The sequence below is a fragment of the Ralstonia chuxiongensis genome (assembly GCF_024158925.1).
Taxonomy (GTDB): Bacteria; Pseudomonadota; Gammaproteobacteria; order Burkholderiales; family Burkholderiaceae; genus Ralstonia; species Ralstonia chuxiongensis.
The window spans coordinates 140,065-165,805 of sequence record NZ_JAMYWC010000004.1; the positions used below are offsets into that span (position 1 = coordinate 140,065).

The window sequence follows — 25,741 nt, forward strand, 5'->3', positions numbered from 1 at the left end:
CGACACTGCCATGCGCAAGATCGTTCTCGCATCGAACAACGCCGGAAAGCTGGCCGAGTTCAACGCGCTGCTGGGCACCCTCGGGTTCGACGTGACGCCGCAAGGCGCGCTCGGCATTCCGGAGGCTGAAGAGCCTTATGCGACGTTCGTTGAAAACGCGCTCACCAAGGCGCGCCACGCGAGCCGCGCGTCTGGCCTGCCTGCGCTGGCAGACGACTCCGGCATCTGCGTGCATGCGCTGGGCGGCGCGCCGGGCGTGTATTCCGCGCGCTATGCGCAATTGGTGGGTGGGCCGAAATCGGATGCCGCCAACAACGCCCGCCTCGTCCGCGAACTGGCCGGCAAGGCCGATCGCGGCGCACACTATGTTTGCGTGCTCGTCTACGTGCGCCATGCAGATGACCCGCAGCCGATCATTGCCGAAGGCAACTGGTTTGGCGAGGTGATCGACACCCCGCGTGGCGACGGCGGCTTCGGCTACGACCCACACTTCCTGCTGCCTGATCTCGGCAAGACCGCCGCCGAACTGACCAAGGCCGAGAAGAACAGCGTGAGCCATCGTGCACAAGCCCTCGCGCAGCTTGTCGAACGGCTGCGCACCTTTGAAAACGCCTGAAGTTCCGATGATCCCGATTCACCCCGCCGGCTCAGCCAAGACGCCTTCCGCAACCGCCGCTGAGACCGGTGACAAGGTCACCTCCGTCTTTCTGCAGCCTGGCAAGATCGGCCTGCCCGCCTCGCCGCCGCTGTCCTTGTACGTGCACGTGCCGTGGTGCGTACGCAAGTGCCCGTACTGCGATTTCAACTCGCATGCGGAGCCGGACCAGGGCATCCCGGAAGAGCGCTTTCTGGCTGCGGTGCGGCAGGATTTGGAAGCTGCGCTGCCGATGGTGTGGGGCCGGCATGTGCATACGATCTTCATCGGTGGCGGCACGCCCAGCTTGTTGTCGGCGCAAGGGCTGGACCGCCTGCTGTCGGACATCCGCATGCTGCTGCCGGTCGACGCCGATGCCGAGATCACGATGGAAGCCAACCCGGGCACGTTCGAGGCAGAACGCTTCCGCAGCTACCGCACCAGCGGCGTGAACCGCCTGTCGATCGGCATCCAAAGCTTCAACGACGCACACCTGCAAGCACTTGGCCGCATCCACAGTGCCGCTGAAGCGCGCGCCGCAATCGACATCGCCCGCGCGCATTTCGACAACATCAACCTCGACCTGATGTTCGCCCTGCCGGGCCAGACACTGGCCGAATGCGAGGCCGATGTGGAGGCCGCGTTGTCGTTCGATACGAGTCATGTGTCGCTGTACCACCTGACGCTGGAGCCGAACACGTACTTCGCCAAATACCCGCCCGCGCTGCCGGATGACGACACGGCGTTTGCGATGCAGGACTGGATTCACGCGCGGCTGGCTGCGGCTGGCTACGAGCACTACGAGGTATCGGCGTATGCCAAGGCGGGCAAGCGCTGCAAGCACAACCTGAACTACTGGCAATTCGGCGATTACCTCGGCATCGGGCCAGGCGCGCACGGCAAGCTGAGCTTTCCGCACCGGGTCATCCGCGAGATGCGGCACAAGCATCCGGACACGTATCTGCGTCAGGCTGAGACGGCCGGCGGTGCGGCGGTGATGCAGGAGCAGCGCGAAGTCGACGCCGCTGACCTGCCGTTCGAATTCATGCTCAATGCGCTGCGACTGACGGACGGTTTCCCGGTCACGCTGTTCCAGGAACGCACCGGTCTGCCGCTGCGCTCCATTGAGCGACAACTCGACGCCGCCGAGCAGCGCGGCCTGCTGACGCGCGACCATGTCGCCATCCGGCCCACCGAGCTGGGCCAGCGATTCCTCAACGATTTGCAGGAATTGTTCTTGGCTGACGACGAAAACTGACGGTAACCGGTGCCAAGTTGCGCCAGGTGCCGTTACAATGGCGCCCTTGCTCGCAACGAGCAGCGCAGCACAAAGGAAGCGTGGCCGAGTGGTTTAAGGCAGCAGTCTTGAAAACTGCCGATGGGGTGACCCATCCGTGAGTTCGAATCTCACCGCTTCCGCCATCTAGTCATCCGCTGGCGTCCGAACAATTCCGAGAAATGCCGAAATAATCGCGCAGCGACGCAGTTTTGGGGGCATTTCTATTCTCGCTGCGTCGGCCCTGCTCCCACACAATCCGCCTATCAAACAGCGGGGGGACGGGGTCCGAGATGGCAACGCGACAGCTACATCGATTGACAGTGACCTGCTCCCCGCGATTGGTACGTTGACGATGTAGAGTCCGTTCCGAAGAGGAGCGGTCATGAAGAAGCGATTCACCGAAGAACAGATTATTGGCGTGCTGAAGGAAGCCGAGGTTGGTCTAAAGCCGGCAGAGCTGTGCCGCAAGCACGGCATCTCGGAAGCGACGTACTACAACTGGAAGGCGAAGTTCGGCGGGGTGACGGTTTCCGAAGCCCAGCGGCTGAAGGAGCTTGAGCAGGAGAACAACAAGCTCAAGCGCTTGCTGGCTGAATCGATGCTGGACAACGCGGCGCTGAAGGACCTGCTGTCTCGAAAGTAGCAAGCCCGCAGGCCAAGCGCGAAGCGGTCCGGACATTGATGACCGAACGCGCCATGGGTGTCACCCGGGCCTGCGGGCTGGTAGGGCTTTCGCGCTCGCTGTTCCACTACGAATCGCGTCGCCGAATTGACGATGAAGCGCTGACAGGCCGGATGATGGCCATCGCCGCGCAGAAGCGCCGCTACGGCTATCGCCGGATTCATGTGCTATTGCAACGGGAGGGCTGGCCGGCCAACCACAAGCGCATCTGGCGCCTGTACTGCAAGGCGGGACTGAGTGTGCGCAAGCGGCGACGCAAGCGCATTGCTGCCGTCGAGCGCACGCCGCTGCCGTTGCCAACCGGCCCGAACCAGAGCTGGTCGATGGACTTCGTTTCCGACGGGCTGGCCTATGGTCGGCGGTTTCGATGCCTGAACGTGGTTGATGATTACACGCGCGAGTGCGTGGCCATCGAGGTTGACACCTCGCTACCGGGCTTACGAGTGAAGCAAGTGCTTGAACGGCTCAAGGAGATGCGGGGCTTGCCCGCGTCCATCACGGTGGACAACGGTCCGGAGCTCGCTGGTAAGGTGCTCGATGCATGGGCCTACGAAGCGGGCGTCACGCTGTCGTTTATCAGACCCGGCAAGCCAGTGGAAAACGCCTACATCGAGAGCTTCAACGGGCGGTTCCGCGATGAATGCCTGAACGAGCACCGGTTCGTCTCAATGCGCCACGCCAGGCAGCTGATTGAGCAATGGCGAATCGAGTACAACACCGAGCGGCCTTACAGTTCGCTCGGCTACCTGACCCCGGCGCAGTTCGCGCAGGGGCATGAGCAGAAAGGGATGTTAACCTCGGACTCTACCTGCGCTTCGTACTAAAACCGGGGGCAGATCAGGTGATGTTCACCCGTAAGTGTTAGCGATAGTCGCGTCTGAGAACCGCTAGAATTGCGGCACTTTGATCCGGCGGGAACGATGAGCCAAACCACACCAAACAAATTTGAGGGAATTCAAGCACTGCGCGCGCTAGCATGCCTGCTCGTCGTGCTTCAACACGTCACTTTCTGGGGTGCCTTCACGAAAGGAATCGATGACCATCCTTTTCTACTGATCAACTACGGCAGGCTTGGCGTCAGCCTCTTCTTTGTGATCTCTGGCTTCGTCATGGGCTACTGCCTTGATCAGGGCAAGACTTTCTTGTGGAAGCGTGTCGTAAGAATCTACCCGCCGTTCTGGATCGCGGTTGTGCTCAGCTACATCGTATTGCGTCTGGCTCACGTCGGATGGCATGGTTCGCTGCAGTCGCTGCTGCTCGTGCCTTCGCAGGAAATCAACACGACATATGCCATACCATATTGGACACTGTGCTACGAGGTGGCCTTTTATGTAGTGACGTACCTCATGATCATACTGGGCCTTTCTCGAAACCAGATGTTGTTCACCATCGGATGCTGGATGGTGATGATCCTAGTGGCCGATGTCTATAACCCAGCAGGCGACATGGATGTCTGGACCAACTTCTTGCCCGTCTCTCAGCCAGGCCTGCGCATCCTTATCACGCCGTTCCCAATCTTTTTCATTGTTGGACTCTTCGCTTCGATTTCCATGCGAAAAATCTTCGATCACGTACCGCCAAGCGTCTTGATCCTAGGAGCGGTAAGCGCGTGGGCCATCTCGAATGGAATGGCTTTCAAATCGACCGCAGCAATGTTCGTGATGCAAGGAATCGCGTTCAGCGTTGCTATTATTGGAGCACTTCGCATGACGTTCCCGAAGATCGTATGCAAGCTGGGCGACTATTCATACGGCATCTATCTTGTGCACATGATATTCCTCACGGCCGCATCGAAGGCCATCCGGCACTTTGCTCCGGAACTGCCACTGTGGGCTTGTTGGGCGGTGATGGCTATCTTGTCGATCACAGCCGGAACCGCCTTCGGCAAATTCGAATACCGCCTGCATGCGCGTATTTCCAATAAACTGTTTCCTCGGCGACAGGAAGACAGCACTGCGTCTGCGTAGCCTCTTCGCGTGTGCTTACCGTATTGGACGGCATCCTCAGTGAACTTCGCCGGCGCGTGGTCGCCTTATGCACATTCTTCGAAACACGAAGGGGAAGCTACAGACGGATGTTCTTACTCGCGCGCCGATCTTCGCAGACATTTCCCGGACCGGCATCGCTTAGCGATGAATGTTTGTCCTCCGTCCCACCAATCCTTCCAAGGCGTGCCCGATTTCTCCCGCACTCCTCGCCGCGTCGATTGACAACGCCGTTCTGCAGGCATTTCCGCTTGTGCCAGTTGCGGGTCTTCAATAGCGCGTGCCGTGTTAGTGCCGCGCCATTGGCCAAAGCGCATCGGGATCCTCCCCAAGCGCCTTGGCAATGGCCAGACGAACGCGCTTCGCCCCATTGCCCGCGATGGAAGAAGACAGCAATTGCGGAGTGACGTCTTCTAAGCCCAGCTTTTCTGAGAGTTCGCGCAAGGTGGCCTTGCCGAAACGCTCGTTGAGCAGGCGTTTTACGGTGGGTATGGCGCGGGGAAATTCGCGAGGATGGGGCGAGGGCCCTGCTACCTGACTTCCTCTCTTGCGCTCCTTCGGCTCTATTGAATCGACCGGTTGAGGGAGAGGATTCTCGGCCATAGACCGGCCTAGATTTGTTAGAGCTTCAGCTGCGTTTCGGCCTGTGCTGGAGCACATCGTGTCCGGTGCGACCAACACCGCAAAATAGCGTCCACGATCTTGATACAGCCTCACCTTGCAAATCAAATCCATAATATTCGGGCGCTAAATAAAAACGGGCTTACTGATTATTCTTTTTTTAAATGGAATAACCTGACCGCGGCTGCTGCGCGCCGTTAACCGAAGCCAAGAAAGCAAGCGCCGCCCCAAGCCCCCCCCGGGCTTGGGGTTGGTCGAGCGCATGAAGACTCTTCCCCATTCTTCAAAAAAGGTACAACTCTTTTTATTTTTCTCTCACCAATTAGCTTATTGGTGAGGGCTTGCGCATCAACGCCGAAGCAATGTCGCCGGATCGCCGACTCGAAGAGACCCGGGAGAATCCGCTTACCCCGTGTCAACGAGTCGGGCTTGGCCTGTGACGGCCAGACGACTTGCTGTTTTCCCCGTTACCCGCCCCGCGTCGATCCCATGGAATCGAGAGGGCGCTGAACATTGTTATTAGGCGTGATACTGACACCGTATATTGTGGGCAACGATAGCAGACGCTATTCTGACTGGCAGCCTGCTAATTAGAGGGCATGAACCTGCCAGCAGACGCCGCTCGTGCCTGCTGCTTTTTGGTGCAGCGGGCACGGATCAGCATATTCCGGGACGCGGCAAACGCTTGCAGCGCTGTCAATGATCACAGCCTTGTGCAACCGTTTGTCGCTGTCTGGGATTGCGACCCAGCTTGGTCATGCACATCGGCGCCTGGCCATCAGTTCTTTTGTATTGCAACCAAACGCGGCAGACCATGGAAGTCCTCAATGATGTGAGCGCGATCGCTTTGGCCAATAGTCTTCCGGATGGCGTCTTTCTGGTCGACGAGCGTGGGCGGATCCGTCACGCCAACGCGGCCTGGCAAGACCTCCTTGGTTATCGGCCAGCCGAGCTGATCGGGCAAAGCATGCTTGAACTCGTAGCGCCGGACGACCGCGACAGAACCCGAAGGGAGGCCGGTCGCGTTCAGGCCGGTGCAAAGTGCACCGGGTTCGAGAATCGCTATCGCCACCAGCTTGGCACCGATGTCCAGTTGTCATGGTCGGCGCAGTGGAGCGTCGAGCACCGACTGCGCATCGGCGTGGCGCGTGACGTCACCGCAACGCGGCCCCTGGCGGAGCAGAGCCACCTAGTGCAACTGCAAGCGCGTCTGGCGCCTCATGAATCCAGGGTATTGCAGCTGTTGTTGACCGAGGCCGCAGAAAAGCAGATTGCGGAACAACTCGGCCTTGCCGTTTCAACCACACATTCCTACATCACGAACGTCTATCGCAAGTTCGGCGTGCGCGGCCGCGCTGGGCTGATGAGCCTGTGGCTCAAAGAGATGCAGAACCGCTGACACCCGCCCTCTCCTTCGCCGTGCCTTGGCGAGGGAGCATTTACGCGCCGCCCGATCGGCATCGGGGCTTCTCAGCTTCACGACTTGGCACAAAGAGCGCGCAACCCCTGCGCTATACTGCCGCCCGTCACGCACACAACGTGACCTCGGATTGGCGTCCGGGAATGTTGTAGGCGGGCAACCGCCGGCTGGCGGTTTTTTTGCGCCCGTACATCATGTGCCTCCTTAGGTCGGGCCTTGGTGGGGGAGCGCTCGCGCTCGCCGGTTGCCTACGACGCCGGTACGCCAACTCTGCCTTGTGCCCGGCCACCCCGATTGGCGTCGGGGAGCGGGTATTTCAGCCCGTCGTAGGAGGCATCGACATGCGTCACGCCCTCGCTCGTCCCGAGCAATCGCAATCCCCTTCCCCACAAGCCAGTCGCAAGCCCGAGCGCGAGATTGAATCGCTTCAGCAGCAACGCGCCGACCTCGTGCGAGCGTTGGCAGCGGCCGAAGCATCCGTAAGAACATTCCCCATCGGCTCATTGCAACAAACCAACGCGCGGGCCCGTGTCACGCGTTTGCAGAGAGAATTGCGCCGCTTGAAAGCCGCGCTTGACACGTCGAAGCGGCATCAGGACGTCGGCGACTTTCTGATCGAGATGTTCCGCGAGCGCGTTTCCCGCAACGAATGGCAGTGCATCGTCGCCGAGGCGCGACGCCGCCATGATTCAAAAGCTGCGGAACGTCAAATCGGACCGCTCGCTGCAGGGCCTGGAGCGCAAAGCTGATATAGTCGCGTCGCCTCCGATTTCTGAACTTTGCGATGTCCCTCGTACTCCGCCGAACCGTCCTCACGTTCGTTGCCGCAGCCTCGGTTGCAGGCGCCGGCTTCGTCCACGCGCAAGCCAGCGCGCCACAAGCGCCGGCAGTGTCCACGGCAGCGTCGGGCGGCACCGTTGCTGAACTACAGCAGTTGCTGGCGCAGAAACGCCTGACCGAACTGCGCACGACCTACAACGGCGACTATGGCACCAGCCTGCTGCTCGTCAACGAAGACACCACGGCCTACGTTGCCCTGTCGTATCGCAAAGAATTATGGCGTGTGTACAAGTTTGCGTCGGTCGCCCCGGCCGAAGGTGCATACGACACGCTGGCCAGCCAGACCCGGACGTGGGCCGAAGATGATCTGCGCCGCGCCGTCACGGCTGGCCAGAAGGCGCAACTGGAGCGTGAAGCCCAGGCAGCCCAGCAGCGTGCCGCATCGCTCAGCCAGGAAGTTCGCATCATGCAGGTGCAGCGCCAGAAGATGCTGACCGAGCAGCAGACCATGCGCCAAGAGACCAAAGCCCTGGACATCGAGCGCCGCGCGTATCAGACCCAGGTCGAATCGCTGCAGCAACAGATCCGCCTGCTGGAAAAGCAACTCAACGATCCGCACTGGTCGCCAGCACCGTAACGGCCTTCGGTATTCACCTTCCTGGCCTGGCGCAGAAGCGACAGGCCAGCGACCTCCCCGCCTTCGATGCAGCCCGCATCGACTTAAGAGCAATCTGATCGACCACCGTTTATCCAACGCTTAGCATGGCGCCTGCTTGCGCAGCCGGCTTTGCTTTGACGTCCGCTGCGGCCATCAGCGGAGACGGATTTTGGAATCCCCCAACTTCATCATCGACGGACACCTGCGCCTACCGGGCCTGGTGCGTATGCCGCCGCCTTTCGGGCCACCGCTCGACGATGCGCAGACCGACGTCGCCACACAGGTCAGTGCGGCCGCCGACCCTGCTGCCAAAACGTGCGGTGAAGCGGGCAAAGCCACCCGCGGCCAGTGGCGTCAACGCATGACCGCGCTCGCAACTGGCACGACCTGCACATTGGCCGCTGCGCTGCTTGGCTGGCAGACCGGGCAGCATCGGCCGCCAGCCTCAGAGCCGAATCAGACCGCCGTAACCGTCATCGCCCAGCCGATCACGCCGGGCGTTCCGCTCGAGAACCTTCCTGCCGAGCCCATCGCGTCAGCGCAAATCCAAGAGCCCGACGAATCCGAAGCCGCTACCCCAGCCGCAACGGCAGCCGCGCAGGCTCCCAACATAGCGTTTAACGATGCAGAAGTTGCCGCGCCAGTCATCGCTGCTGCATCGCCGGCGGTGACGCAATTGCCGGTGAAATCGATCCGGACGCGCATGCTTGTGCGGGTCGTCGAGCCAGCCCCGACGTACGAGTCGGAACAACCAGGCGCACTGCACGACGATGAATCTGCGTTCATCGAATTCGAGCCGGCACCGATCAACACGGCGCCAATCGCCTCAGGCTATGCGACGCCGGGCACGCCGGTGCGCATCGAACTGCAACGGCATACGCGCTTCACGGACTGACCGGCGCGCGCTGCGCCGCCGCGCTGGCTCAGTGCAGTTGGCCACCCGTTTCGCGTACGTCGTGCAACGTGCGCAGCGTTGTCTCGATGGCAATGCGCAGGCCGGTGACGATGGTGTCGTGCGCCATGCTCGGTTGCCCCGGATGCTTGGCTGCCTGCGACGGCAGATACGGGATGTGGATGAAGCCGCCGCGCGTCGGCAGCTTGTGGCGGGCGATGGCATGCATCAGCCCATAGAAGACGTGGTTGCAGACAAAGGTGCCCGCCGTCTGCGACACCGACGCAGGAACGCCGCCCGCACGCAGTTCGCGCACGATGGCCTTGATCGGCAACGTTGAAAAATACGCGGCCGGCCCGTCGCTTGCGATAGCGATATCGATGGGTTGCTTACCGGCGTTGTCGGCAATGCGTGCGTCGTCGACGTTGATGGCGATGCGCTCGATGGCCATCTCGGCGCGGCCGCCGGCCTGCCCCACGGCAATCACCACATCCGGCTTCAACGTCTGCAGCAACTTGCCGAGCACTTTGTTGGATTCACCAAAGATGGTCGGCAACTGGCGTGCGACGATCTCGGCGCCGGCAATGCCTTGGCCATCGAGGGTGCGCACCGCTTCCCACGACGGATTGAGGGGTTCGTTCTCGAACGGATCGAAACCGGTGACGAGGACGGTAGGCATGACGTTCTCCTGCGTGCAGCGTAAGACTAAAACGATGATAAACGTCCGTCGAACATCATGCCCAAGCGCGTTGCGGCGTCAGTTTGCCTTGCTGCGCTTGTTCTCGAAGTTCAACAGGATGTCGACTTCTTCCGTGCCCGCGGTGTGCAGCCATTCGCGCGTCAGACGCTCGCCCAGGCGGCGCATATCGCCCTGCAGCGTCACGTCCGGATTGAGCACGCGCACGCCAGTCTTGGCGAGCTCGGCCTCATCGCGCTCATAGGTCTGGCGGCTGGCGTCCCAACCCCGCGTTTCGTAATCCTTGGCGAGCTTGAGCACGGTCTGCTGCATCGCAGGCGGGAGCTTGGCGAAGCGCGCCTCGTTGACGAACACGGCGTTCTTCGGGATCCACGCATTGACCTTGTAGTAATAGGTCATGCGCTGGCCCGCCTTCGTCTCCAGGCCGGTGGACGGCGACGTGACCATGGTGTCGATCCGGCCGCCGGCAATCGCGGCGGTCAGATCGGCGGCTTCCACCTGCACGGCCTGCGCACCGTACAGCTCGGCAATGCGTTTTTGCGCCGCGTTATAGGTGCGCAAACGATGTCCCTTCAGGTCGGACAAACGGGTGATCGGTGTTTCGGAATACAGGTTCTGCGGCGGCCAGGGCACGGCGTACAGCAGGCGCAATCCGTTGGCCTTCATCAGCGCTTCGATGTGGCTGCGCGAGGCATCCCACAGCAGGCGCGCATCGTTGTAGCCCGACACCACGAAGGGAATCGAATCCACGCCGAAGAGCGGATCGCGCTGGGCCAGCGTCGAAAGCATCACCTCGCCCGCCTCAGCCTTGCCGTCCTTGACGCCATCAAAGATGGCGGCCGGCTTAAGCAGCGTGCCGTTCGGATAGACCTCAAGCTTGAGCCCGCCGTTGGTGGCGCTGCTGACGGCGCTGGCGAAGGCCTGCAGGTTTTGCGTATGGAAATTGAGGGCTGGATACGGCGTGGCCACTCGGAGCGTTTCCGCGCGGGCTTGCGCGGCGGAAATCAGCGACAGGGCGCTAACTGCAAGAACACAAAGAAAGCGGCGTCCCGACATGGAACGGCCGCTCGTCATCTGGCTGCTCATGAATCCCCCCGGAGAAAGAGCACGATGCGAGGTCTACGACCGCATGCCCTTGTCTCGCGGGCAGCGATCGCGCTTGGTGGCGTCGGCGGGCGAAGAACCGCCCGCGTGACGCACACCGCACGCGACGCATTAAACACGATTAGTGAAGCATCAGGAAGTACAAGAGCAGGATATTGGCTGTAAGCAACAGCAGCGCGGTCGGGACTTGCGCTTTGATCACAGCGTTCTTATCGGACAACTCCAGCAGCGCAGCCGGCACGATATTGAAGTTGGCCGCCATCGGGGTCATCAACGTGCCGCAGTAGCCCGAGAACATGCCGACGGCCGCCATCACCGCCGGGTTGCCATGGAACACGCCCACCAGGATCGGCACCCCCACGCCGCCCGTCATAACCGGGAAGGCAGCAAAGCCGTTGCCCATGATGACGGTGAACAGCGCCATGCCCACGCAATAGACAACGACCGCAACGAGGCGATAGTCCATGTTGATGTAGGCGGTGGTCAGGTGCGCGACAGCCTTGCCCACGCCGGCATCGGCAAAGACGAGACCCAGCATGGCCAGCATCTGCGGCAGCACCAGCGCCCAGCCGAGCGACTCCGTCAGCCGACGCGATTCACGCATGGCTTGCACCGGCGTGTCGCGCGTCAGCCAGCACGCCAGCGCGAGCGAGATGATGCAGCCCAGGCCCAGCGAGACGAAGGTCTGGTTCTTCGGATCCAGCAGCAAATCGCCACCGATCTTGATGTCCTTCAGGAACACGCTGCCGATGACGGTGACCAGCGGGATGGTCAGCGCCGGAATGAACAGGCGGTTGCCCAGGCGCTTGGCGGATGCACGGCGCTCTTCTGCCGGCAGTTCGCCATGCTTGCCCAGTGTCACGCCGCCCGTGCCGGCCAGCAGTGCCATCAACACGGCACCGACGCCCACCGCGATCGGCGGGATCTTGTCGCCAACGAGAAAGATGACGGCGAAGATCGCCCAGAACAGGCCCGTGGTCCAGCGACGGGGGTGGTTCTTGTCGGCAAAGGTCATCAGCGCGGTGATCGTCAGGATGATCCCGGCCAGCCAGTACAGATAGTTGATCGACAGAATCATGGCTTACCCCTGCTTGGCCGCGGCCGCGTTGGTGTTAGCGGCGGCACCCATCTCACGGGCAAGCCAGCCGTCCAGGCGCTTGAGGCGCACCGAGTGGATCAGGAACGCACAGACCGCAGTCGGGATGCCCCACACCGCGATGTGCAGCGGTTCCACGTCGATGCCCGAGCCGAGCAGGAACGTGTGCATCAGCGCGATGGCGCCAAAGGCCACGAAAATGTCTTCGCCGAAGAACAGCCCGACGTTGTCGGTGGCGGCGCAGAAGGCCAGCAGGCGTTCGCGCACCGGCGCCGGCAGCTTGCCGAAGCGGTTTTCGGCGGCACCTTCGGCCATTGGGGCCAGCAGCGGACGCACCATCTGCGGATGCCCGCCGAGGCTCGTCAAGCCCGCTGCCGCCGTCAGCTCGCGCACGGCGAGGTAGACGATCAGCAGACGGCCCACCGTGGCCGATTGAATGCGCGAGATCCAGTTCTGCGCGTGCTCACGCAAGCCGTGACGCTCGAGCAAACCCACCACCGCGAGCGGCAGCAGGATGATCAGCGGCAACGTCCGCGTCTTGATGATGCCCGTCCCGATCGCTGTCAGGATTTGGTCGATGGACATCGATGCCGCAAAGCCGGTAGCGATGGCGGCCACAGCCACCACCAGCATCGGATTGAATCGCAGGATGAACCCCGCGATGATGACGGCCACCCCGATCAGCGGCCATAGATTCACTGCCGTACCCATGTGGTGCTTCCCCCCCAAGTTAATAAAAAGCCCCGCTGGAAGGACGGGGCCGTGGCTCAGGCGCCGGCGCGAACAGCGATACCCTCGCTGCCAAGCCGTTCCCGAATGCGTCGCGCGAACGCCAGCGCATGCGCGCCGTCGCCGTGCAGACAAACCGTTTCCGCGCGGATCGGAACCCACGTGCCGTCGATGGCCTTTACGCGCTGCTCGCGCACCATCGTCAGCGTCTGGTCCAGCGCGGCATCTTCGCTGTCAATCAGGGCACCCGGCGTGCCGCGTTTGACGAGTGAGCCGTCAGCGTTGTACCCGCGATCGGCAAACACCTCCTCCTTGGCCTCCAGGCCAAGTTCGCGCGCTGCCTTGACCAGCTCACCGCCAGCCAGGCCAAACACCACGAGCGACGGATCAAAATCACGGATCGCGCGCACGATGGCGACGGCCAGAGGCCGGTCACGCGAGGCCTGGTTGTACAGCGCGCCGTGCGCTTTCACGTGGGCCAGCTTGCCGCCCTGCGCGCGCACGATGGCAGACAGCCCGCCAATCTGGAACAGCACGCCCGCGTAGATTTCATCAGGCGGGAGATGCATCTCGGTGCGGCCGAAGTTTTCGCGATCAGGAAAGCTCGGATGCGCGCCGATCGACACGCCCTGGCGCAGCGCCCAGCCGACGGTCTGGCGCATCGTGTTGACGTCGCCGGCGTGCCAGCCGCAGGCGATGTTGGCGGAACTCACCAGCGCGAGGAGCGCCTCGTCGGTGTCGCAGCCTTCGCCAAGGTCGGCGTTCAGGTCAATTGCAGTCATGGTGTTGTCTTCCGGTGCATCAGGCGTTCAGTCGCGTCTTGGCGGTGCGGTGCGCGCTCGACAGAATGCCCTGGCGCTGCCAATCCAGCGCGGTTTCAATTTGCTGCAGATACCGTGCCACGTCGGCGCGGGCGGCTTCGGCTTGCTCCAACGTCACGCGCTCGAAGCGCACGCGCGTGCCAAGCGGAATCTGCGCCAGGCGCCATTGGTCGGCCAGGATGACGGAGCCGATCTTCGGATAGCCGCCCGTGGTTTGCGCATCGGCCATCAGCACAATGGGCTGGCCCGACGGCGGTACCTGGATCACGCCTGGCACCACGCCGTGCGAGAGCAGATCGCCGCTGCGCTGCTTCTTGCGCTTGAGTTCCGGCCCTTGCAGGCGAAAGCCCATGCGGTTGCTGTTGGGCGTGAGCGTCCAGTCGGATTCCCAGAACGCGGCTTGCGCATCGGCAACGAAATCGTCGTATTCGGGACCCGGCAGCACACGCATGACGGGCGTGTCCTTCTGCGCACGGTCGAACGTCCAGCGGGCGGCCTTCACGGCAACGGTATCGCCGCTGATGTCGGGGGCGTACGTCGTGTCTGCAGGCAACACCGGCAACCTGTCGCCGTCCTTCAGCGGGCGCCCTTCGAGGCCTCCGAAGCCGGCTTTCAGATCGGTGCTGCGCGAGCCCATCATCTCAGGCACATCGATGCCGCCGGCCACGCAGAGATACGCACGCACACCGCCCTGCGCAACACGCAAGGTCAGCGTCTGACCGCGCTGCACAGGGATGGCGCGCCATGCATGCACCGGCGCGCCGTCGAGCGTGGCGCGGCAATCAGCGCCCGTCAGCGCGATCAGGCCATTGGCGTGGAAGCGCAGGGTGGCGTTGCCCAGCGTGAATTCGATGCCCGCCGCATCACTGCGGTTACCGACCAAGCGGTTGCCCACATACAGCGACAGCGGATCGAGCGCGCCCGACGTGCAAACGCCAAAGCGGCGATAGCCGGTGCGGCCCAGGTCTTGCACGGTGGCCAGCACGCCGGCCCGCACGATCTCGATCATGGGTTGGGGTTTCGAAGTCATGCGCGCACCTTCGAGGCAACAAATCGGATGCGGTCTCCAGGCGAGAGCAACGTGGGGGGATTGCGCTGCGGCATGAAGAGCGCCGCGTCTGTGCGGCCAAGCAATTGCCAGCCACCGGGGGACGCGGCCGGGTAGATGCCCGTCTGCTCACCGCCGATGCCCACGGAGCCGGCCGGCACGGCCATGCGCGGCTCCGCGCGGCGCGGCGTGGCGAGCGACTTGTCGAGCCCGCCCATGTAGGCAAAGCCTGGCTGGAAGCCCAGGAAATAAACGATGTATTCGGGCGCGGTGTGGCGACGCACGACTTCGGCCGTGCTCAGGCCGGTGTGCTTGGCGACTTCGCGCAGATCGGGACCTTCGTCACCGCCATACGCGACCTCGATGTCGACGAGTTTGCCGTCGGCCACCAGCGCCTGGCTTTCTTCCCAGGCTTCGCGCAGTTGGGTGGTCAATCGCTGCGCATCGGCCATGGGGCCGAACACGAGCGTGAGGTTATTCATGCCGGGCACCACGTCGACCACGCCCGCCCAGTTGGACGCGCGCGAGGCCATCGCCCAGATGCGCTGCTGACAAGTCAGGGTGGCCGGTGGCGGCACTTCGCACAACAGCGCCAGTTCGCCCAGCCGGTGAATCGTGCACTGCAACTTGACCCCCGTCTCGTGTGCGCCGTTGACGGGGAGATCCCGGCAAAACGATGCGCGATTGAAAACGAAAGCGATACGTTAATAAATTGTCGATAAATTCTGTATAAGAAGTAACCCTTAGTCACTCAGGGCCAAGTCGCGGCTGAACGCGGTCCGGCTGCACTCATCATAGGTGCCGGACACGGTCAGCGTGACGGGCATGTTATGCCCGAGTCATATGAAAAGAGGAAGACGCCTCTAAAACAAGAGGCGTAGAGAAACAGAGGAAAGCGCGGGAATCAGGCGCTGGGCTCTTCGCGCGTGATGCGCAGGCCCAGAACAAGCGCGGCGATGGCGCACACGGCCATCATGCCCAGCAGCGGCAGCGCACTCTGGCCGATGGCGGCGACCACCGTACCGGTCACCATGCCGAGGCCAAACTGCATAGCGCCCATGAGCGCCGAGCCGGTACCAGCACGCGCGCCCTGCCCCGCCATGGCCAGGGCGCCGGTGTTTGGCGAGATGCAGCCGATCGATGCGATGTAGCAGAACAGCGCCGCCAGCACGAGCGGCAGCGGCGTATAACCCGCCGCGGCGGCGGCGGCGGCCAGCACGCTGGTGATAACCGGCACCCAGAGCGCCCGGCGCAACACGCGCGCCGGCGAATACTTGCGCACCAGCCGCACATTCACGCGCGAGGCCGCGATCATCCCTGCCGCGTTGCTGCCGAACACCCACGCGTAGTGCGAGGGCGTCAGCCCATAACCGTCGATCAGCACGAACGACGACACGGTGATGTACGCAAACATGCCCGACAGAAACACCGCGCCGCACCACATATAGGCGGCGTAATGGTGATCGCGCAGGAGTTCCCAGTAGTCGCGCAGCACGTGACTGACTGCCAGCTTGCGCGCCTGCTCGGGCGCCAGCGACTCGCGCATCAGGTAGTGCACGGCCACCAGCGACAGCACGCCAAACGCCGTCAGCAATGCAAAGATGACCCGCCACGTTGCGAACTGCAGCACCGCGCCGCCAATCATCGGGGCGAGGATGGGCGCCACACCCATCACCAGCATCAGCGTGGAATACGCCTGCGCGGCGCCGGCCGGGTCCATGCGATCACGCACGGCAGCGCGTGCGATGACCATGCCCGCGCAGCCGCCAAACCCCTGCACGCCGCGCAGCACGGCCAGCATTGTGGCGTCTTTGGCAAATGCGCAGCCAATGGATGCAGCCACGTACATCGCCAGACCGATATAGAGCGGCGGCTTGCGGCCAAACCGATCGCTGGCCGGGCCGTAGATGAGCTGGCCGATCGCCAGGCTGATCAGGAAGACGGTCAGCGTGAGCCCCGCCGCGGCCGACGACGTATTCAGATCGCGCGCGATGGTCGGCAGGCTGGGGAGGTACATGTCGACCGACAGCGGGCCGATGGCCGTGAGCGCGCCAAGCAGGAGGAGCCAGCCTGGAATCGGGCCTGGCATGCGGGATCGTGCGGGAGCGGGAGCAGTCATGAAGGGAGAGCGGGACGCGGCAGCTGACGTGCGGCCCGCGCCGAAGCAAACCGAAGACTTTAGCGCAAAGTGGCGAACCACGGGGGGCGCGCACCGGTCAGGTGCACGGCGGCGTGCGCGCCCCGTCCAAGGGCTGCGCGTGCAACCTGCATACGTCGGCATGACAAGCTGGAACTCGCAAATGGCCCCCATGGGCCCGGCACGGGATTTGCACTCTGCCACCCCTCGTACGAGGCAGTCGCAAGCGGGCCGAAATCCCCGTCTGGAGCGGTGCCGGACGATATAATTTGTGGTTGATGGCAAGCATCACGCAACCATGATGATTGCTGCGATGCGTCGGCGCGAACCTGCATCGGCGTTACCTGTTGTGAAGTGTCGTCAACACCCAAAAAGAGACCGCCTCCGCTGCGTACCCTGCACGGTGAGCGGCACGGAAACCACGAGCCAACTGTTGTGACACCACTCCCACCACGCCTGTCGCTGACGGGCATGACCAAGCGCTACCCGAGCGTGGTCGCCAACGACGGCGTCAGCCTGACTGTCGCGCCGGGCGAGATCCATGCCGTGCTGGGCGAAAACGGCGCCGGCAAGTCGACGCTAATGAAGATCATCTTCGGCGCCGTGCAGCCCGACGCCGGCGAGATGCTGCTCGACGGCCAGCGCGTCGAGATCGCCAATCCGCACCAGGCCCGGGCGCTGGGCATCGCCATGGTGTTCCAGCACTTCTCGTTGTTCGACACGCTCACGGTGGCAGAGAACATCCTGCTCGGCCTGCCCGCTGGCACCGACCTGCGCGACGTGGCCGATCAGGTGCGCAGCACGGGCGAAAAATACGGCCTTCCGCTGGAGCCGCATCGCCATGTGCACACGCTGTCCGTCGGCGAGCGCCAGCGCGTGGAAATCGTGCGTGCGCTGCTCACCAAGCCGCGCCTGCTGATTCTTGACGAGCCGACCTCGGTGCTGACACCGCAGGCCGTCGAGAAGCTCTTCGTGACGCTGCGCCAGTTGGCGGCAGAAGGTACGAGCATCCTCTACATCAGTCACAAGCTCGACGAGATCCAGGCCCTGTGCCACGCCGCCACGGTCATGCGCATGGGCAAGGTCACGGGTGTGTGCGACCCGCGCCAGGAAACGGCGGCGTCGCTGTCGCGCATGATGATCGGCGGCGAGCCGCCGCGCGAATTGCGCCCGCAGACCACACCGGGCGAGGTACGCATGGAAGTGGCCGGCCTGTCGCTGCCCAAGGCGCACGCCTTTGCGACGGAGCTGCGTGATATCGCCCTGCAACTGCGCAGCGGCGAGATCGTCGGCATTGCCGGCGTGTCGGGCAACGGGCAGCAGGAGTTGCTGGCGGCGCTGTCTGGCGAGGACACCCGCGCCCCGGCACAAACCATCAGCATCGGCAAGGAGCCGGCCGCCAAGCTCGACCCGCGTGCACGCCGCAAGCGCGGGCTGTCGTTCGTGCCGGAAGAGCGCCTCGGGCGCGGCGCTGTGCCATCGCTGTCGCTGGCAGCCAATACGCTGCTGACGCATCAGCGTGCGCCGCAGGTGCGTGGCGGGCTCATCGACAAGAAGGCTGCCGCCAAACTGGCGGCCGGTATCATCAGCCGATTTGGCGTGAAGGCCGGCGGCCCGGATGCCTTGGCCAAGAGCCTGTCGGGCGGCAACCTGCAGAAATTTATCGTCGGCCGCGAAATCGAATGCGCGCCGCGCGTGCTCATCGTCGCGCAACCCACCTGGGGCGTGGACGTGGGCGCGGCGGCCCAGATCCACAACGAAATCCTCGCGCTCAAGGCCGGGGGCTGCGCCATCCTGATCGTGTCGGAAGAACTCGACGAACTCTTTGCGCTGTGCGATCGCCTGCACGTGATCGCCAATGGGCGCCTCTCCCCTTCTACCCCCACGCACGCCACCGACCGCGAACAGATCGGCCTGTGGATGAGCGGCATGTGGGACGAAACCGCGGCTTCGGCGGCAGCAACCTCGGAGGTGGCCCATGGCTGACGTCATGCATGGCAGCCGCCTGGCGCTGCCGATCTCGCTGGAGCTGCGCGCGATCCCGTCGCGCACCATGGCCTATGCCTCGCCGCTGATCGCCCTGGTGCTGACGATGGTGTTTGGCCTGCTGCTGTTCGCGCTGCTGGGCAAAGACCCGGTGGCGGGTCTGCGCGTGTTTCTGGTCGAGCCTCTGGCCAGCAAACGCGCGATTGGTGAAGTGCTGCTCAAGACCGTGCCGCTCGTGCTGTGCGCACTGGGCTTGTCGGTGTGCTATCGCGCCAACGTGTGGAACATCGGCGCGGAGGGGCAGCTTATCGTCGGCGGCATCTTCGCGGCGGCCACGATCATTTACTTCGATACGCCCACACCCGCCATCCCCGGCAGCTTTGCGTTGGTGCTGGCCGTCGTCGCCGGCCTGATCGGCGGGGCGCTGTGGGCGGCCATTACTGCGCTGCTGCGCGATCGCTTTCATGCCAACGAGATCCTCGTCTCGCTCATGCTCACGTACATCGCGCAGTTGCTGCTGCTGTACGTGGTCAACGGGCCGTTGAAGGACCCGAACGGCATGAACTTTCCGCAGTCGATCGTGTTCGACAGCGCATTTGTTCTGCCGACGCTCGTGGCTGGCACGCGTCTGCACGTCGGTTTTCTGTTCATGCTCGTGATGACGGCGGCGATGACGTTGTTCGTGTTCCGCAGCTTTGCGGGCTACCGCCTGCAGGTGGGCGGGCTGGCGCCGCAAGCGGCACGCTACGCGGGTTTCTCGTCGCGTGCGGCGCTGTGGACGGCGCTGCTGGTGTCGGGTGGCCTGGCAGGCATTGCCGGCGCCTTTGAGGTCACGGGCCCGATCGGGCAGCTGCTGCCGTCCATTTCCCCCGGCTACGGCTTTGCCGCCATCGTGGTGGCATTCGTCGGTCGCCTGAATCCGGTCGGCACCGTGCTGGGCGCGATCGTGATGTCGCTGTTCTATATCGGTGGCGAGCTTGCGCAATCGCGCCTGGGCCTGCCGTCGGCCATTACCGGAGTGTTCCAGGGCATGCTGCTGTTCTTCCTGCTCGCCTGCGACACGCTCATCGAATACCGCCTGCGCTGGCGCGCGCATCACTGATCAGGCCTCACACATGGAAAGTCTCGCTCCCCTGATCGCCGCGTCGATCAACGCCGGCACCCCGCTGTTGCTGGCCGCCCTGGGCCTCTTGATGAACGAGCGCTCCGGCGTGCTGAACCTCGGCGCCGAAGGCATGATGCTGGTGGCCGCCGTGGTCGGCTTCATGGTCGGCTACCAGACGCAGATTCCGCTGCTGGGTTTTGCCGCCGGCGCGATTGCCGGCATGGTGATGGCGGCCCTCTTCGCGTGGCTGGCGCTGGTGCTCGTTACCAACCAAGTTGCGACGGGCCTCGCCTTGTCGATCTTCGGCACCGGGCTGTCCGCCTTCATGGGGCAGCGCTTTGTCGGCATGTCGCTGCCGGCGCAGGCGCATGGCATTCCGGGGCTGGAGTCGATTCCGTTCGTCGGCCCTGCCCTGTTCGCGCAGCACTGGATGGTCTATTTCAGCCTGCTGCTGTGCGGCGCGATTGCCTGGTTTCTGTTCAAGACGCGCGCGGGGCTCACGCTGCGCGCGATTGGTGAATCGCCAGAGTCGGCTCACGCGCTCGGCTACCCGGTGCGCACCATCCGCTTTGGCGCGCTGCTGTTTGGCGGCGCATGCTGCGGGCTTGCGGGCGCTTACCTGTCGCTGGTCTACACGCCAATGTGGGTCGAGAACATGGTCGCCGGCCGCGGCTGGATTGCCCTGGCGCTGACCACCTTTGCCACCTGGCGCCCAATGCGCATCCTGTTCGGCGCGCTGCTGTTTGGCGGCGTGACGATCCTGCAGTTCTACCTGCAGGGGATGGGCGTATCGGTGCCGTCGCAGATTCTGTCGATGGCGCCGTTTGCCGCCACCATCGTCGTGCTGGCCATCATCTCGCGCAATCCGGATTGGATTCGCCTGAACATGCCCGCATCGCTCGGCAAGCCGTTCCGACCGGGGGCTGCCTAAACTGCAGCCTAAGCTTTCGGCATTCCCGCTTTTTGCTTCAACACAGTCAACGAGCCACACAACAGGAGAAATCGATGAACGTTACCCGCAGGATCACGCTGGCCGCCCTGGCCGCCGGTGCTGCCCTGACCCTCTGGGGTTGTGGCAAATCCAACGAAGGCGCAAGCGACAAGACCGCCGCGCCGGCCGCTTCCTCGGCCCCCGCCGCTTCCGCACCGGCACCGGCCAATGAGCCGCTGAAGGTCGCGTTCGTCTACGTCGGCCCGGTGGGCGATGCGGGCTGGACATATGCTCACGATGCCGGCCGCAAGGAAGTGGAAGCCAAGTTCGGCGACAAGGTGAAGACGAGCTTTGTCGAAAACGTGCCCGAAAGCGCTGCTGACGCCGAGCGTGTGTTCCGCGACTTGGCAGCGCAAGGCAACAAAGTCATCTTCGGTACGAGCTTCGGTTTCATGGAATCGATGCTCAAGGTCGCCAAGGAATTCCCGGACGTGAAGTTCGAGCACGCCACCGGTTTCAAGACCGCCGACAACCTCGGCCAATACGACGTGCGCACGTATGAAGGCGCGTACCTGGCGGGCGTGGTGGCCGGCAAGATGAGCAAGTCGGGCAAGCTTGGCGTGGTGGGTTCGGTGCCCATCCCCGAGGTGATCCGCAATATCGACTCGTTCACGCTGGGCGCGCGCAGCGTCAACCCGAAGGCCACCACCCGCGTGGTTTGGGTCAACAAGTGGTTCGATCCGGGCAAGGAGCGTGAGGCTGCCACCACCCTCATCGGGCAAGGTGTCGACGTGCTGATGCAGAACACCGACTCCGCGGCAGTCGTGCAAACTGCACAAGAGAAAGGTGTCTACGCGCTCGGCTGGGACAGCGACATGACCAAGTTCGGCGAGAAAGCCCACCTGGCCGCCTCGATCAACAAATGGGGCGTGTACTACACCAAGGTCGTCGGCGACGTGCTTGAAAACAAGTGGAAGCCGGAAACCGTGTGGTGGGGCTTGAAGGAAGGCGCGATCGATCTGGGCGCGTACAACGCCGCGGTACCGGAAGACGTGAAGGCGCTGGTCGAGACCCGCAAGAAGGGCATCATCGATGGCTCGGCACCGATCTGGAAGGGCCCGCTCAAGGACAACACCGGCAAGGAAGTCCTGCCCGCCGACAAGGTCGCCGACGACGGCTTCCTGCACGGAATCAAGTTCTACGTCGACGGCGTGGAAGGCAAGATTCCGGGCTAACCTGCCCACGGTCCTACTACGCGGTCCGATCTTGGCTCTGTGATGCTCGCCGTACCCATGTACGGCTGCGCTTCTCAAGCCAACCTCGGACCGCTCGCTACGGACCGTGAACAGGTTCGTTGCGGCAAAAAGCCGGCATCTCGCAAGAGGGCCGGCTTATTTCATCGACGATGGCGCCTAATGTTGACTTGAAAACCGGTCCGTTTCCCCAAGCTGATACGATGGTTTGCCGGTCAAACACGCTCATGTGACGCCGGCTTTTCATCAAGGAGCCCACGATGTTCGGACGACTCTTCCGCCTGTGGAGCGTGGTGCGCAACGACGCTCGCCTGCTGTGGTTTGCGCTGCGCCATCCGGACAAACCGTGGTGGCTTGCCCCGGCTGCGCTGCTGCTGGTGGGCTATGTGGTATCACCTGTCGACCTGATTCCGGATGTCATCCCAGTGATCGGCTGGGTGGACGACATCGTGCTGGTGCCGCTCGCGTTGCACATGCTACTGCGCGGCCTGCCCGACCGCGTGCACGAGGATGCGCGCTTTGCCGCCGCCCGGCGTGTGAAGCCCACCGGGCGGTAACTTTCCACCTTACGGCAAGAGGATCGTCGACCCGGTCGTCTTGCGCGCTTCCAGATCGCGGTGCGCCTGCGCCGCGTTCTGCAGTTCGTAGCGTTGGTGAATTTCGATTTTCACCTTGCCGCTGCTCACCACATCAAACAACTCTGCCGCCATCGGTTCCAGCAGTTCGCGCCGCGCCGTGTAGGTCATCAGCGTCGGGCGCGTGATCTTGAGCGAGCCCTTTGCGCTCAGCACACCGAGGTCAACCGGCGGCACGGGGCCCGATGCGTTGCCGTAGGTCACCATCATCCCGCGCGGCGCGAGGCAATCCAGCGAACCCGTGAACGTATCTTTGCCAATGCCGTCGTAGACCACCGGCACGCCCTTGCCGCCGGTGATTTCGCGCACGCGCTCGGTAAAGTTCTCGCGCGTGTAGACGATGGTGTGATCGCAACCGTGCGCGCGTGCAAGTTCAGCCTTGGCATCGCTGCCAACGGTGCCGATCACGGTGGCGCCGAGCGCCTTGAGCCACTGGCACGCAATCAAACCCACGCCACCCGCGGCTGCGTGAAACAACACCGTATCACCGGGCTGCACGCGATAGCTGTCGCGAATGAGGTATTGCGCGGTCATGCCCTGCAGCATCATCGCTGCGCCGGTTTCAAAGTCGATCGCATCCGGCAAGCGCACGAGAATGTCGGCCGGCATCGTGCGCACCGCAGCGTAGGCGCCGGTGGGGCGGCCGGCATAAGCAACACGGTCGCCGGGCTTAACGTGCGTCACCCCCTCGCCCACCGCTTCCACCACACCCGACGCTTCCATGCCGATGCCACCCGGCAGCGGCTGCGGATACAGCCCGGTGCGGAAATACACGTCGATGTAGTTCAGGCCGATGGCGTGCTGCTTGACCGTCACTTCGCCGGGGCCGGGCGCGGGCACGTCGACATCGACGTACTGCATCACTTCGGGGCCGCCGGTCTCAAAGATGCGGATGGCTTTCGCTTGTGTCATGCGTGGATCTCCTTCGGATCGGGCGCCACCCGTTGCAGGGCAGACATCACCAGGTCGGCGGTGGCCAGGTTGGTGGCGCAGGGAATGTTGTGGACGTCGCAGGCGCGGACCAGCGCGTTGATGTCGGGTTCGTGCGGCTGTGGCGTCATCGGGTCGCGCAGGAAGATGACGACGTCGACACGGCCTTCGGCCAACTGTGCGCCAATCTGCAAGTCCCCGCCCCACGGGCCGGACAGCATGCGCTGCACGGTCAGACCGACTTCCTTCTCCAAGCGGCCACCGGTGGTGCCGGTCGCCAGCAGATCGCATTGCGACAGGAAGGCTCGGTGCGTTTGTGCGAAAGCGACCATGTCGTCTTTCTTGTGATCGTGTGCGATCAGGGCGACGCGGCGTTTGCGGGCTGCGCTTTCGGGCGTAAGAGTGGTCATCGTGATTGGCTTAGAAGGTGCCAGGGAAGCTGCCGCCATCCAGCAGGATGTTTTGCGCATTCAGGTAGCCAGCGTGCTGGCTGCACAAGAAAGCACACACGGCGCCAAATTCGGCCGGTTGGCCGAAGCGTCGGGCCGGATTGCCCTGCCGCTTGCGGTCGAAATTTTCTTCTGCGCTGATGCCAGCGGTCTTGGCGCCAGCTTCCAGCGTCTTGGTCAGGCGGTCTGTCTCAAACTGGCCCGGCAGCAGATTGTTGATGGTGACGCCATGCTTGGCGACTTCACGCGCCAGGCCCGCCACGAAGCCCGTCAGCCCGGAGCGCGCGCCGTTGGACAAACCCAGCACGTCAATCGGTGCCTTCACCGCACCGCTGGTGATGTTGACGATGCGGCCCCAGCGGCGCTCGATCATCTTGTCGACGGTGGCTTTGATGAGATCGATGGGCGTGAGCATGTTCGCGTTGAGCGCAGCATTCCATGCCTCGCGGTCCCAGTCGCGAAAGTTGCCCGGCGGCGGGCCGCCCGCGTTGTTGACGAGAATGTCGGGCGAGCCGCCCAGTCGCTCGCATGCGAGCAGCGCCTCGGCGCGGCCTTCCGGCGTGGTGATGTCGGTGGCCACGGCTTCCACGCGCACGCCGTGCGCCGTGCGGATGCGCTCGGCCGCTGCCAACAACGCTTCGGCACCGCGCGCGACAATCACCACGTCCACGCCTTCAGCGGCCAGCGCGTCGGCGCACGCAAAGCCCAATCCCTTGCTTGCGCCGCACACCAGCGCACGCTTGCCTTTCAGCCCCAAATCCATCCTGTCTGACTCCTTGTGATTGTTATCTGGATTGGCCGCCTGTCAGCCGCGACGGCGTGACAGCAGCGCCATCCCGGCAAGCACCAGCGCACTGCCAGCAATCTGCCAAATCGTGATCGGCTCGCCCAGCAGCCACCAGCCAAGCAGCAGCGTTGACACCGGCCCGATCATGCCCGCCTGCGAGGCCACCGGCGCACCCACACGCGCCACCGCCATCATCGTCATCGTGACCGGCGCCACCGTGCAGAACACCGAGTTGATGGCCGACAGCCCATACACCTGCCAGGGCAACACCAGCGCCGACACCGGCCGCAGCACCAGAAACTGGACGATACAGGCTGCGGTCGACACGCACATCGCATAGGCAACCAGCCGCATCGACCCAACGCGCTTGACCAGCTCGCCGCTGGCCAGCAGATAGATACCGTAGCTGATGGCACTGGCGAGCACCAATCCGCCCCCCAGCCACACGTTGTTGCCGCCCTGGTTGAGGTCGTGCGCGAACACCAGCACGATGCCGGCATAGGCCAGCGCCAGCGACACCCACTGCGAGCCGGTGATGCGCCGCTTGAATACCGTCGATGTAATCAGCAGCACGAACGACGGCGTCAGAAACAGGATCAGCCGCTCCAGCCCCGCCGTGATGTACTGCAGGCCGAGGAAGTCGAGAAAGCTGGAGAGGTAATAGCCGATGAGCCCCAAGCCGACGATGCGCCAGCGGTCTGGCACGGTCAGCGGCTCGGCCCCGCGCGACTGCCACCACCCCATCGCCATGAACAGCGGCGCCGCCAGCAGCATGCGCAGGGTGATGACCATGACGGCGTCCACCTGATAGCGGTACATCAGCTTGGCGACGATGGCCTTGGCGGAAAACAGGACGGCGCCCGCGGAGGCAAGCAGCAGGCCGCCGGTGTCGGTGGTTCTTGCGGAACGGGAAGACGCAGAAGACGCGGTGGTCACAGCGGGGCGCGGGAGAGAAGCGAGAGGCGTTGGAGAGCGTCGTCGATTGTATTGGAATTCAACAAAACGTTCCGACGCGGGGTGCGCTGCGCGTGGCACAGGTTTCGCTTGGATACACCCGGGGCCACCGTACAATCGCGCCTGCA

General features: G+C 63.5%; 26 protein-coding genes and 1 tRNA gene. 14 read left to right on the top strand and 13 right to left on the bottom strand.

Translation table 11 applies throughout. From position 1 onward, the window contains the following. Nucleotides 1-10: 10 nt before the first annotated feature. The 5 genes from rdgB to NKG59_RS14130 all read left to right on the top strand — a co-directional run bounded on the left by rdgB (nt 11) and on the right by NKG59_RS14130 (nt 4,562). A complete protein-coding gene (gene rdgB, locus NKG59_RS14110) occupies nt 11-616 on the top strand; it encodes an RdgB/HAM1 family non-canonical purine NTP pyrophosphatase (RefSeq protein ID WP_253537866.1) in 606 nt (201 codons plus the stop codon). A gap of 7 nt (nt 617-623) precedes the next feature. Continuing rightward, nucleotides 624-1,892 (top strand): radical SAM family heme chaperone HemW, encoded by a 1,269-nt coding sequence (gene hemW, locus NKG59_RS14115; RefSeq protein ID WP_253537870.1) that lies wholly within the window; start codon nt 624-626, stop codon nt 1,890-1,892. Between the two features lie 74 nt (nt 1,893-1,966). Further along, a tRNA-Ser gene (locus NKG59_RS14120) sits at nt 1,967-2,056 on the top strand. A gap of 239 nt (nt 2,057-2,295) precedes the next feature. After that, nucleotides 2,296-3,419 (top strand): IS3 family transposase gene (locus tag NKG59_RS14125; protein WP_253537873.1). Its coding sequence is split into 2 segments (ribosomal slippage): nt 2,296-2,554 and nt 2,554-3,419, totalling 1,125 coding nucleotides; the frame shifts between segments, so codons are not numbered across the junction. A gap of 96 nt (nt 3,420-3,515) precedes the next feature. After that, nucleotides 3,516-4,562: an acyltransferase family protein gene (locus NKG59_RS14130; protein ID WP_253537876.1), complete on the top strand. Its 1,047-nt coding sequence runs from the start codon at nt 3,516-3,518 to the stop codon at nt 4,560-4,562. Nucleotides 4,563-4,868: 306 nt separating this feature from the next. Here NKG59_RS14130 and NKG59_RS14135 read toward each other — a convergent pair whose 3' ends face one another. Continuing rightward, complete coding sequence (locus NKG59_RS14135) at nt 4,869-5,183, bottom strand: hypothetical protein (protein ID WP_253537879.1); 315 nt, start codon at nt 5,181-5,183, stop codon at nt 4,869-4,871. 832 nt (nt 5,184-6,015) lie between these two features. Between NKG59_RS14135 and NKG59_RS14140 the strand changes: the two genes are divergently transcribed. The 4 genes from NKG59_RS14140 to NKG59_RS14155 all read left to right on the top strand — a co-directional run bounded on the left by NKG59_RS14140 (nt 6,016) and on the right by NKG59_RS14155 (nt 8,954). Next, nucleotides 6,016-6,600, top strand: coding sequence for a LuxR family transcriptional regulator (locus NKG59_RS14140; RefSeq protein ID WP_045206116.1), 585 nt, complete (start codon nt 6,016-6,018; stop codon nt 6,598-6,600). Between the two features lie 362 nt (nt 6,601-6,962). Then, nucleotides 6,963-7,370: a hypothetical protein gene (locus NKG59_RS14145; protein WP_253537881.1), complete on the top strand. Its 408-nt coding sequence runs from the start codon at nt 6,963-6,965 to the stop codon at nt 7,368-7,370. A gap of 35 nt (nt 7,371-7,405) precedes the next feature. Continuing rightward, the gene (locus tag NKG59_RS14150; RefSeq protein WP_045206114.1) at nt 7,406-8,038 is read left to right on the top strand and encodes a DUF2968 domain-containing protein; all 633 of its coding nucleotides are present in this window, start codon (nt 7,406-7,408) and stop codon (nt 8,036-8,038) included. A gap of 190 nt (nt 8,039-8,228) precedes the next feature. After that, a complete protein-coding gene (locus tag NKG59_RS14155; protein ID WP_253537884.1) occupies nt 8,229-8,954 on the top strand; it encodes a ribonuclease E in 726 nt (241 codons plus the stop codon). A 28-nt stretch (nt 8,955-8,982) separates the two neighbouring features. Here NKG59_RS14155 and pcp read toward each other — a convergent pair whose 3' ends face one another. The 8 genes from pcp to NKG59_RS14195 all read right to left on the bottom strand — a co-directional run bounded on the left by pcp (nt 8,983) and on the right by NKG59_RS14195 (nt 16,565). Then, a complete protein-coding gene (gene pcp / locus NKG59_RS14160) occupies nt 8,983-9,630 on the bottom strand; it encodes a pyroglutamyl-peptidase I (RefSeq protein WP_045206113.1) in 648 nt (215 codons plus the stop codon). Nucleotides 9,631-9,708: 78 nt separating this feature from the next. After that, the gene (locus tag NKG59_RS14165; RefSeq protein ID WP_253537887.1) at nt 9,709-10,734 is read right to left on the bottom strand and encodes a TRAP transporter substrate-binding protein; all 1,026 of its coding nucleotides are present in this window, start codon (nt 10,732-10,734) and stop codon (nt 9,709-9,711) included. A gap of 139 nt (nt 10,735-10,873) precedes the next feature. Then, on the bottom strand, nt 10,874-11,830 hold the full coding sequence (locus NKG59_RS14170) for a DUF979 domain-containing protein (protein WP_253537890.1): 957 nt from the start codon (nt 11,828-11,830) through the stop codon (nt 10,874-10,876). Between the two features lie 3 nt (nt 11,831-11,833). After that, nucleotides 11,834-12,559, bottom strand: coding sequence for a DUF969 domain-containing protein (locus NKG59_RS14175; protein WP_045206110.1), 726 nt, complete (start codon nt 12,557-12,559; stop codon nt 11,834-11,836). Nucleotides 12,560-12,615: 56 nt separating this feature from the next. Further along, a complete protein-coding gene (gene pxpA / locus NKG59_RS14180) occupies nt 12,616-13,359 on the bottom strand; it encodes a 5-oxoprolinase subunit PxpA (protein WP_253537893.1) in 744 nt (247 codons plus the stop codon). Between the two features lie 19 nt (nt 13,360-13,378). Then, a complete protein-coding gene (locus tag NKG59_RS14185; RefSeq protein WP_082076170.1) occupies nt 13,379-14,428 on the bottom strand; it encodes a 5-oxoprolinase subunit C family protein in 1,050 nt (349 codons plus the stop codon). Beyond that, the gene (gene pxpB / locus NKG59_RS14190) at nt 14,425-15,072 is read right to left on the bottom strand and encodes a 5-oxoprolinase subunit PxpB (RefSeq protein WP_253537896.1); all 648 of its coding nucleotides are present in this window, start codon (nt 15,070-15,072) and stop codon (nt 14,425-14,427) included. The genes NKG59_RS14185 and pxpB overlap by 4 nt, the downstream gene beginning before the upstream one ends. A 278-nt stretch (nt 15,073-15,350) precedes the next feature. After that, nucleotides 15,351-16,565: a multidrug effflux MFS transporter gene (locus NKG59_RS14195; RefSeq protein WP_253537899.1), complete on the bottom strand. Its 1,215-nt coding sequence runs from the start codon at nt 16,563-16,565 to the stop codon at nt 15,351-15,353. A 489-nt stretch (nt 16,566-17,054) separates the two neighbouring features. Here NKG59_RS14195 and NKG59_RS14200 point away from each other — a divergent pair, with 489 nt between their 5' ends. The 5 genes from NKG59_RS14200 to NKG59_RS14220 all read left to right on the top strand — a co-directional run bounded on the left by NKG59_RS14200 (nt 17,055) and on the right by NKG59_RS14220 (nt 22,415). Then, complete coding sequence (locus tag NKG59_RS14200) at nt 17,055-18,569, top strand: ABC transporter ATP-binding protein (protein ID WP_253539084.1); 1,515 nt, start codon at nt 17,055-17,057, stop codon at nt 18,567-18,569. Beyond that, nucleotides 18,562-19,671 carry an ABC transporter permease gene (locus NKG59_RS14205; protein WP_253537902.1) on the top strand — a complete coding sequence of 370 codons (1,110 nt, stop codon included), beginning with the start codon at nt 18,562-18,564 and terminating at the stop codon, nt 19,669-19,671. Before NKG59_RS14200 ends, NKG59_RS14205 begins: the two co-directional genes overlap by 8 nt. A 13-nt stretch (nt 19,672-19,684) precedes the next feature. Further along, the gene (locus NKG59_RS14210; protein ID WP_045206103.1) at nt 19,685-20,605 is read left to right on the top strand and encodes an ABC transporter permease; all 921 of its coding nucleotides are present in this window, start codon (nt 19,685-19,687) and stop codon (nt 20,603-20,605) included. Nucleotides 20,606-20,679: 74 nt separating this feature from the next. Further along, the gene (locus NKG59_RS14215; protein WP_253537905.1) at nt 20,680-21,840 is read left to right on the top strand and encodes a BMP family ABC transporter substrate-binding protein; all 1,161 of its coding nucleotides are present in this window, start codon (nt 20,680-20,682) and stop codon (nt 21,838-21,840) included. A gap of 278 nt (nt 21,841-22,118) precedes the next feature. Next, complete coding sequence (locus tag NKG59_RS14220; RefSeq protein ID WP_253537910.1) at nt 22,119-22,415, top strand: YkvA family protein; 297 nt, start codon at nt 22,119-22,121, stop codon at nt 22,413-22,415. Nucleotides 22,416-22,424: 9 nt separating this feature from the next. Here the strand turns inward: NKG59_RS14220 and NKG59_RS14225 are convergent, their stop codons facing one another. The 4 genes from NKG59_RS14225 to NKG59_RS14240 are packed head-to-tail and all read right to left on the bottom strand — an operon-like array spanning nt 22,425 to nt 25,595. Continuing rightward, nucleotides 22,425-23,405 (bottom strand): quinone oxidoreductase family protein, encoded by a 981-nt coding sequence (locus tag NKG59_RS14225; RefSeq protein WP_253537913.1) that lies wholly within the window; start codon nt 23,403-23,405, stop codon nt 22,425-22,427. Beyond that, a complete protein-coding gene (locus NKG59_RS14230; protein WP_045206099.1) occupies nt 23,402-23,833 on the bottom strand; it encodes a methylglyoxal synthase in 432 nt (143 codons plus the stop codon). Before NKG59_RS14230 ends, NKG59_RS14225 begins: the two co-directional genes overlap by 4 nt. 10 nt (nt 23,834-23,843) lie before the next feature. Then, nucleotides 23,844-24,635 carry an SDR family oxidoreductase gene (locus tag NKG59_RS14235; RefSeq protein ID WP_045206098.1) on the bottom strand — a complete coding sequence of 264 codons (792 nt, stop codon included), beginning with the start codon at nt 24,633-24,635 and terminating at the stop codon, nt 23,844-23,846. Between the two features lie 42 nt (nt 24,636-24,677). Continuing rightward, nucleotides 24,678-25,595 carry a DMT family transporter gene (locus NKG59_RS14240; RefSeq protein ID WP_253537916.1) on the bottom strand — a complete coding sequence of 306 codons (918 nt, stop codon included), beginning with the start codon at nt 25,593-25,595 and terminating at the stop codon, nt 24,678-24,680. Nucleotides 25,596-25,741 lie beyond the last annotated feature (146 nt).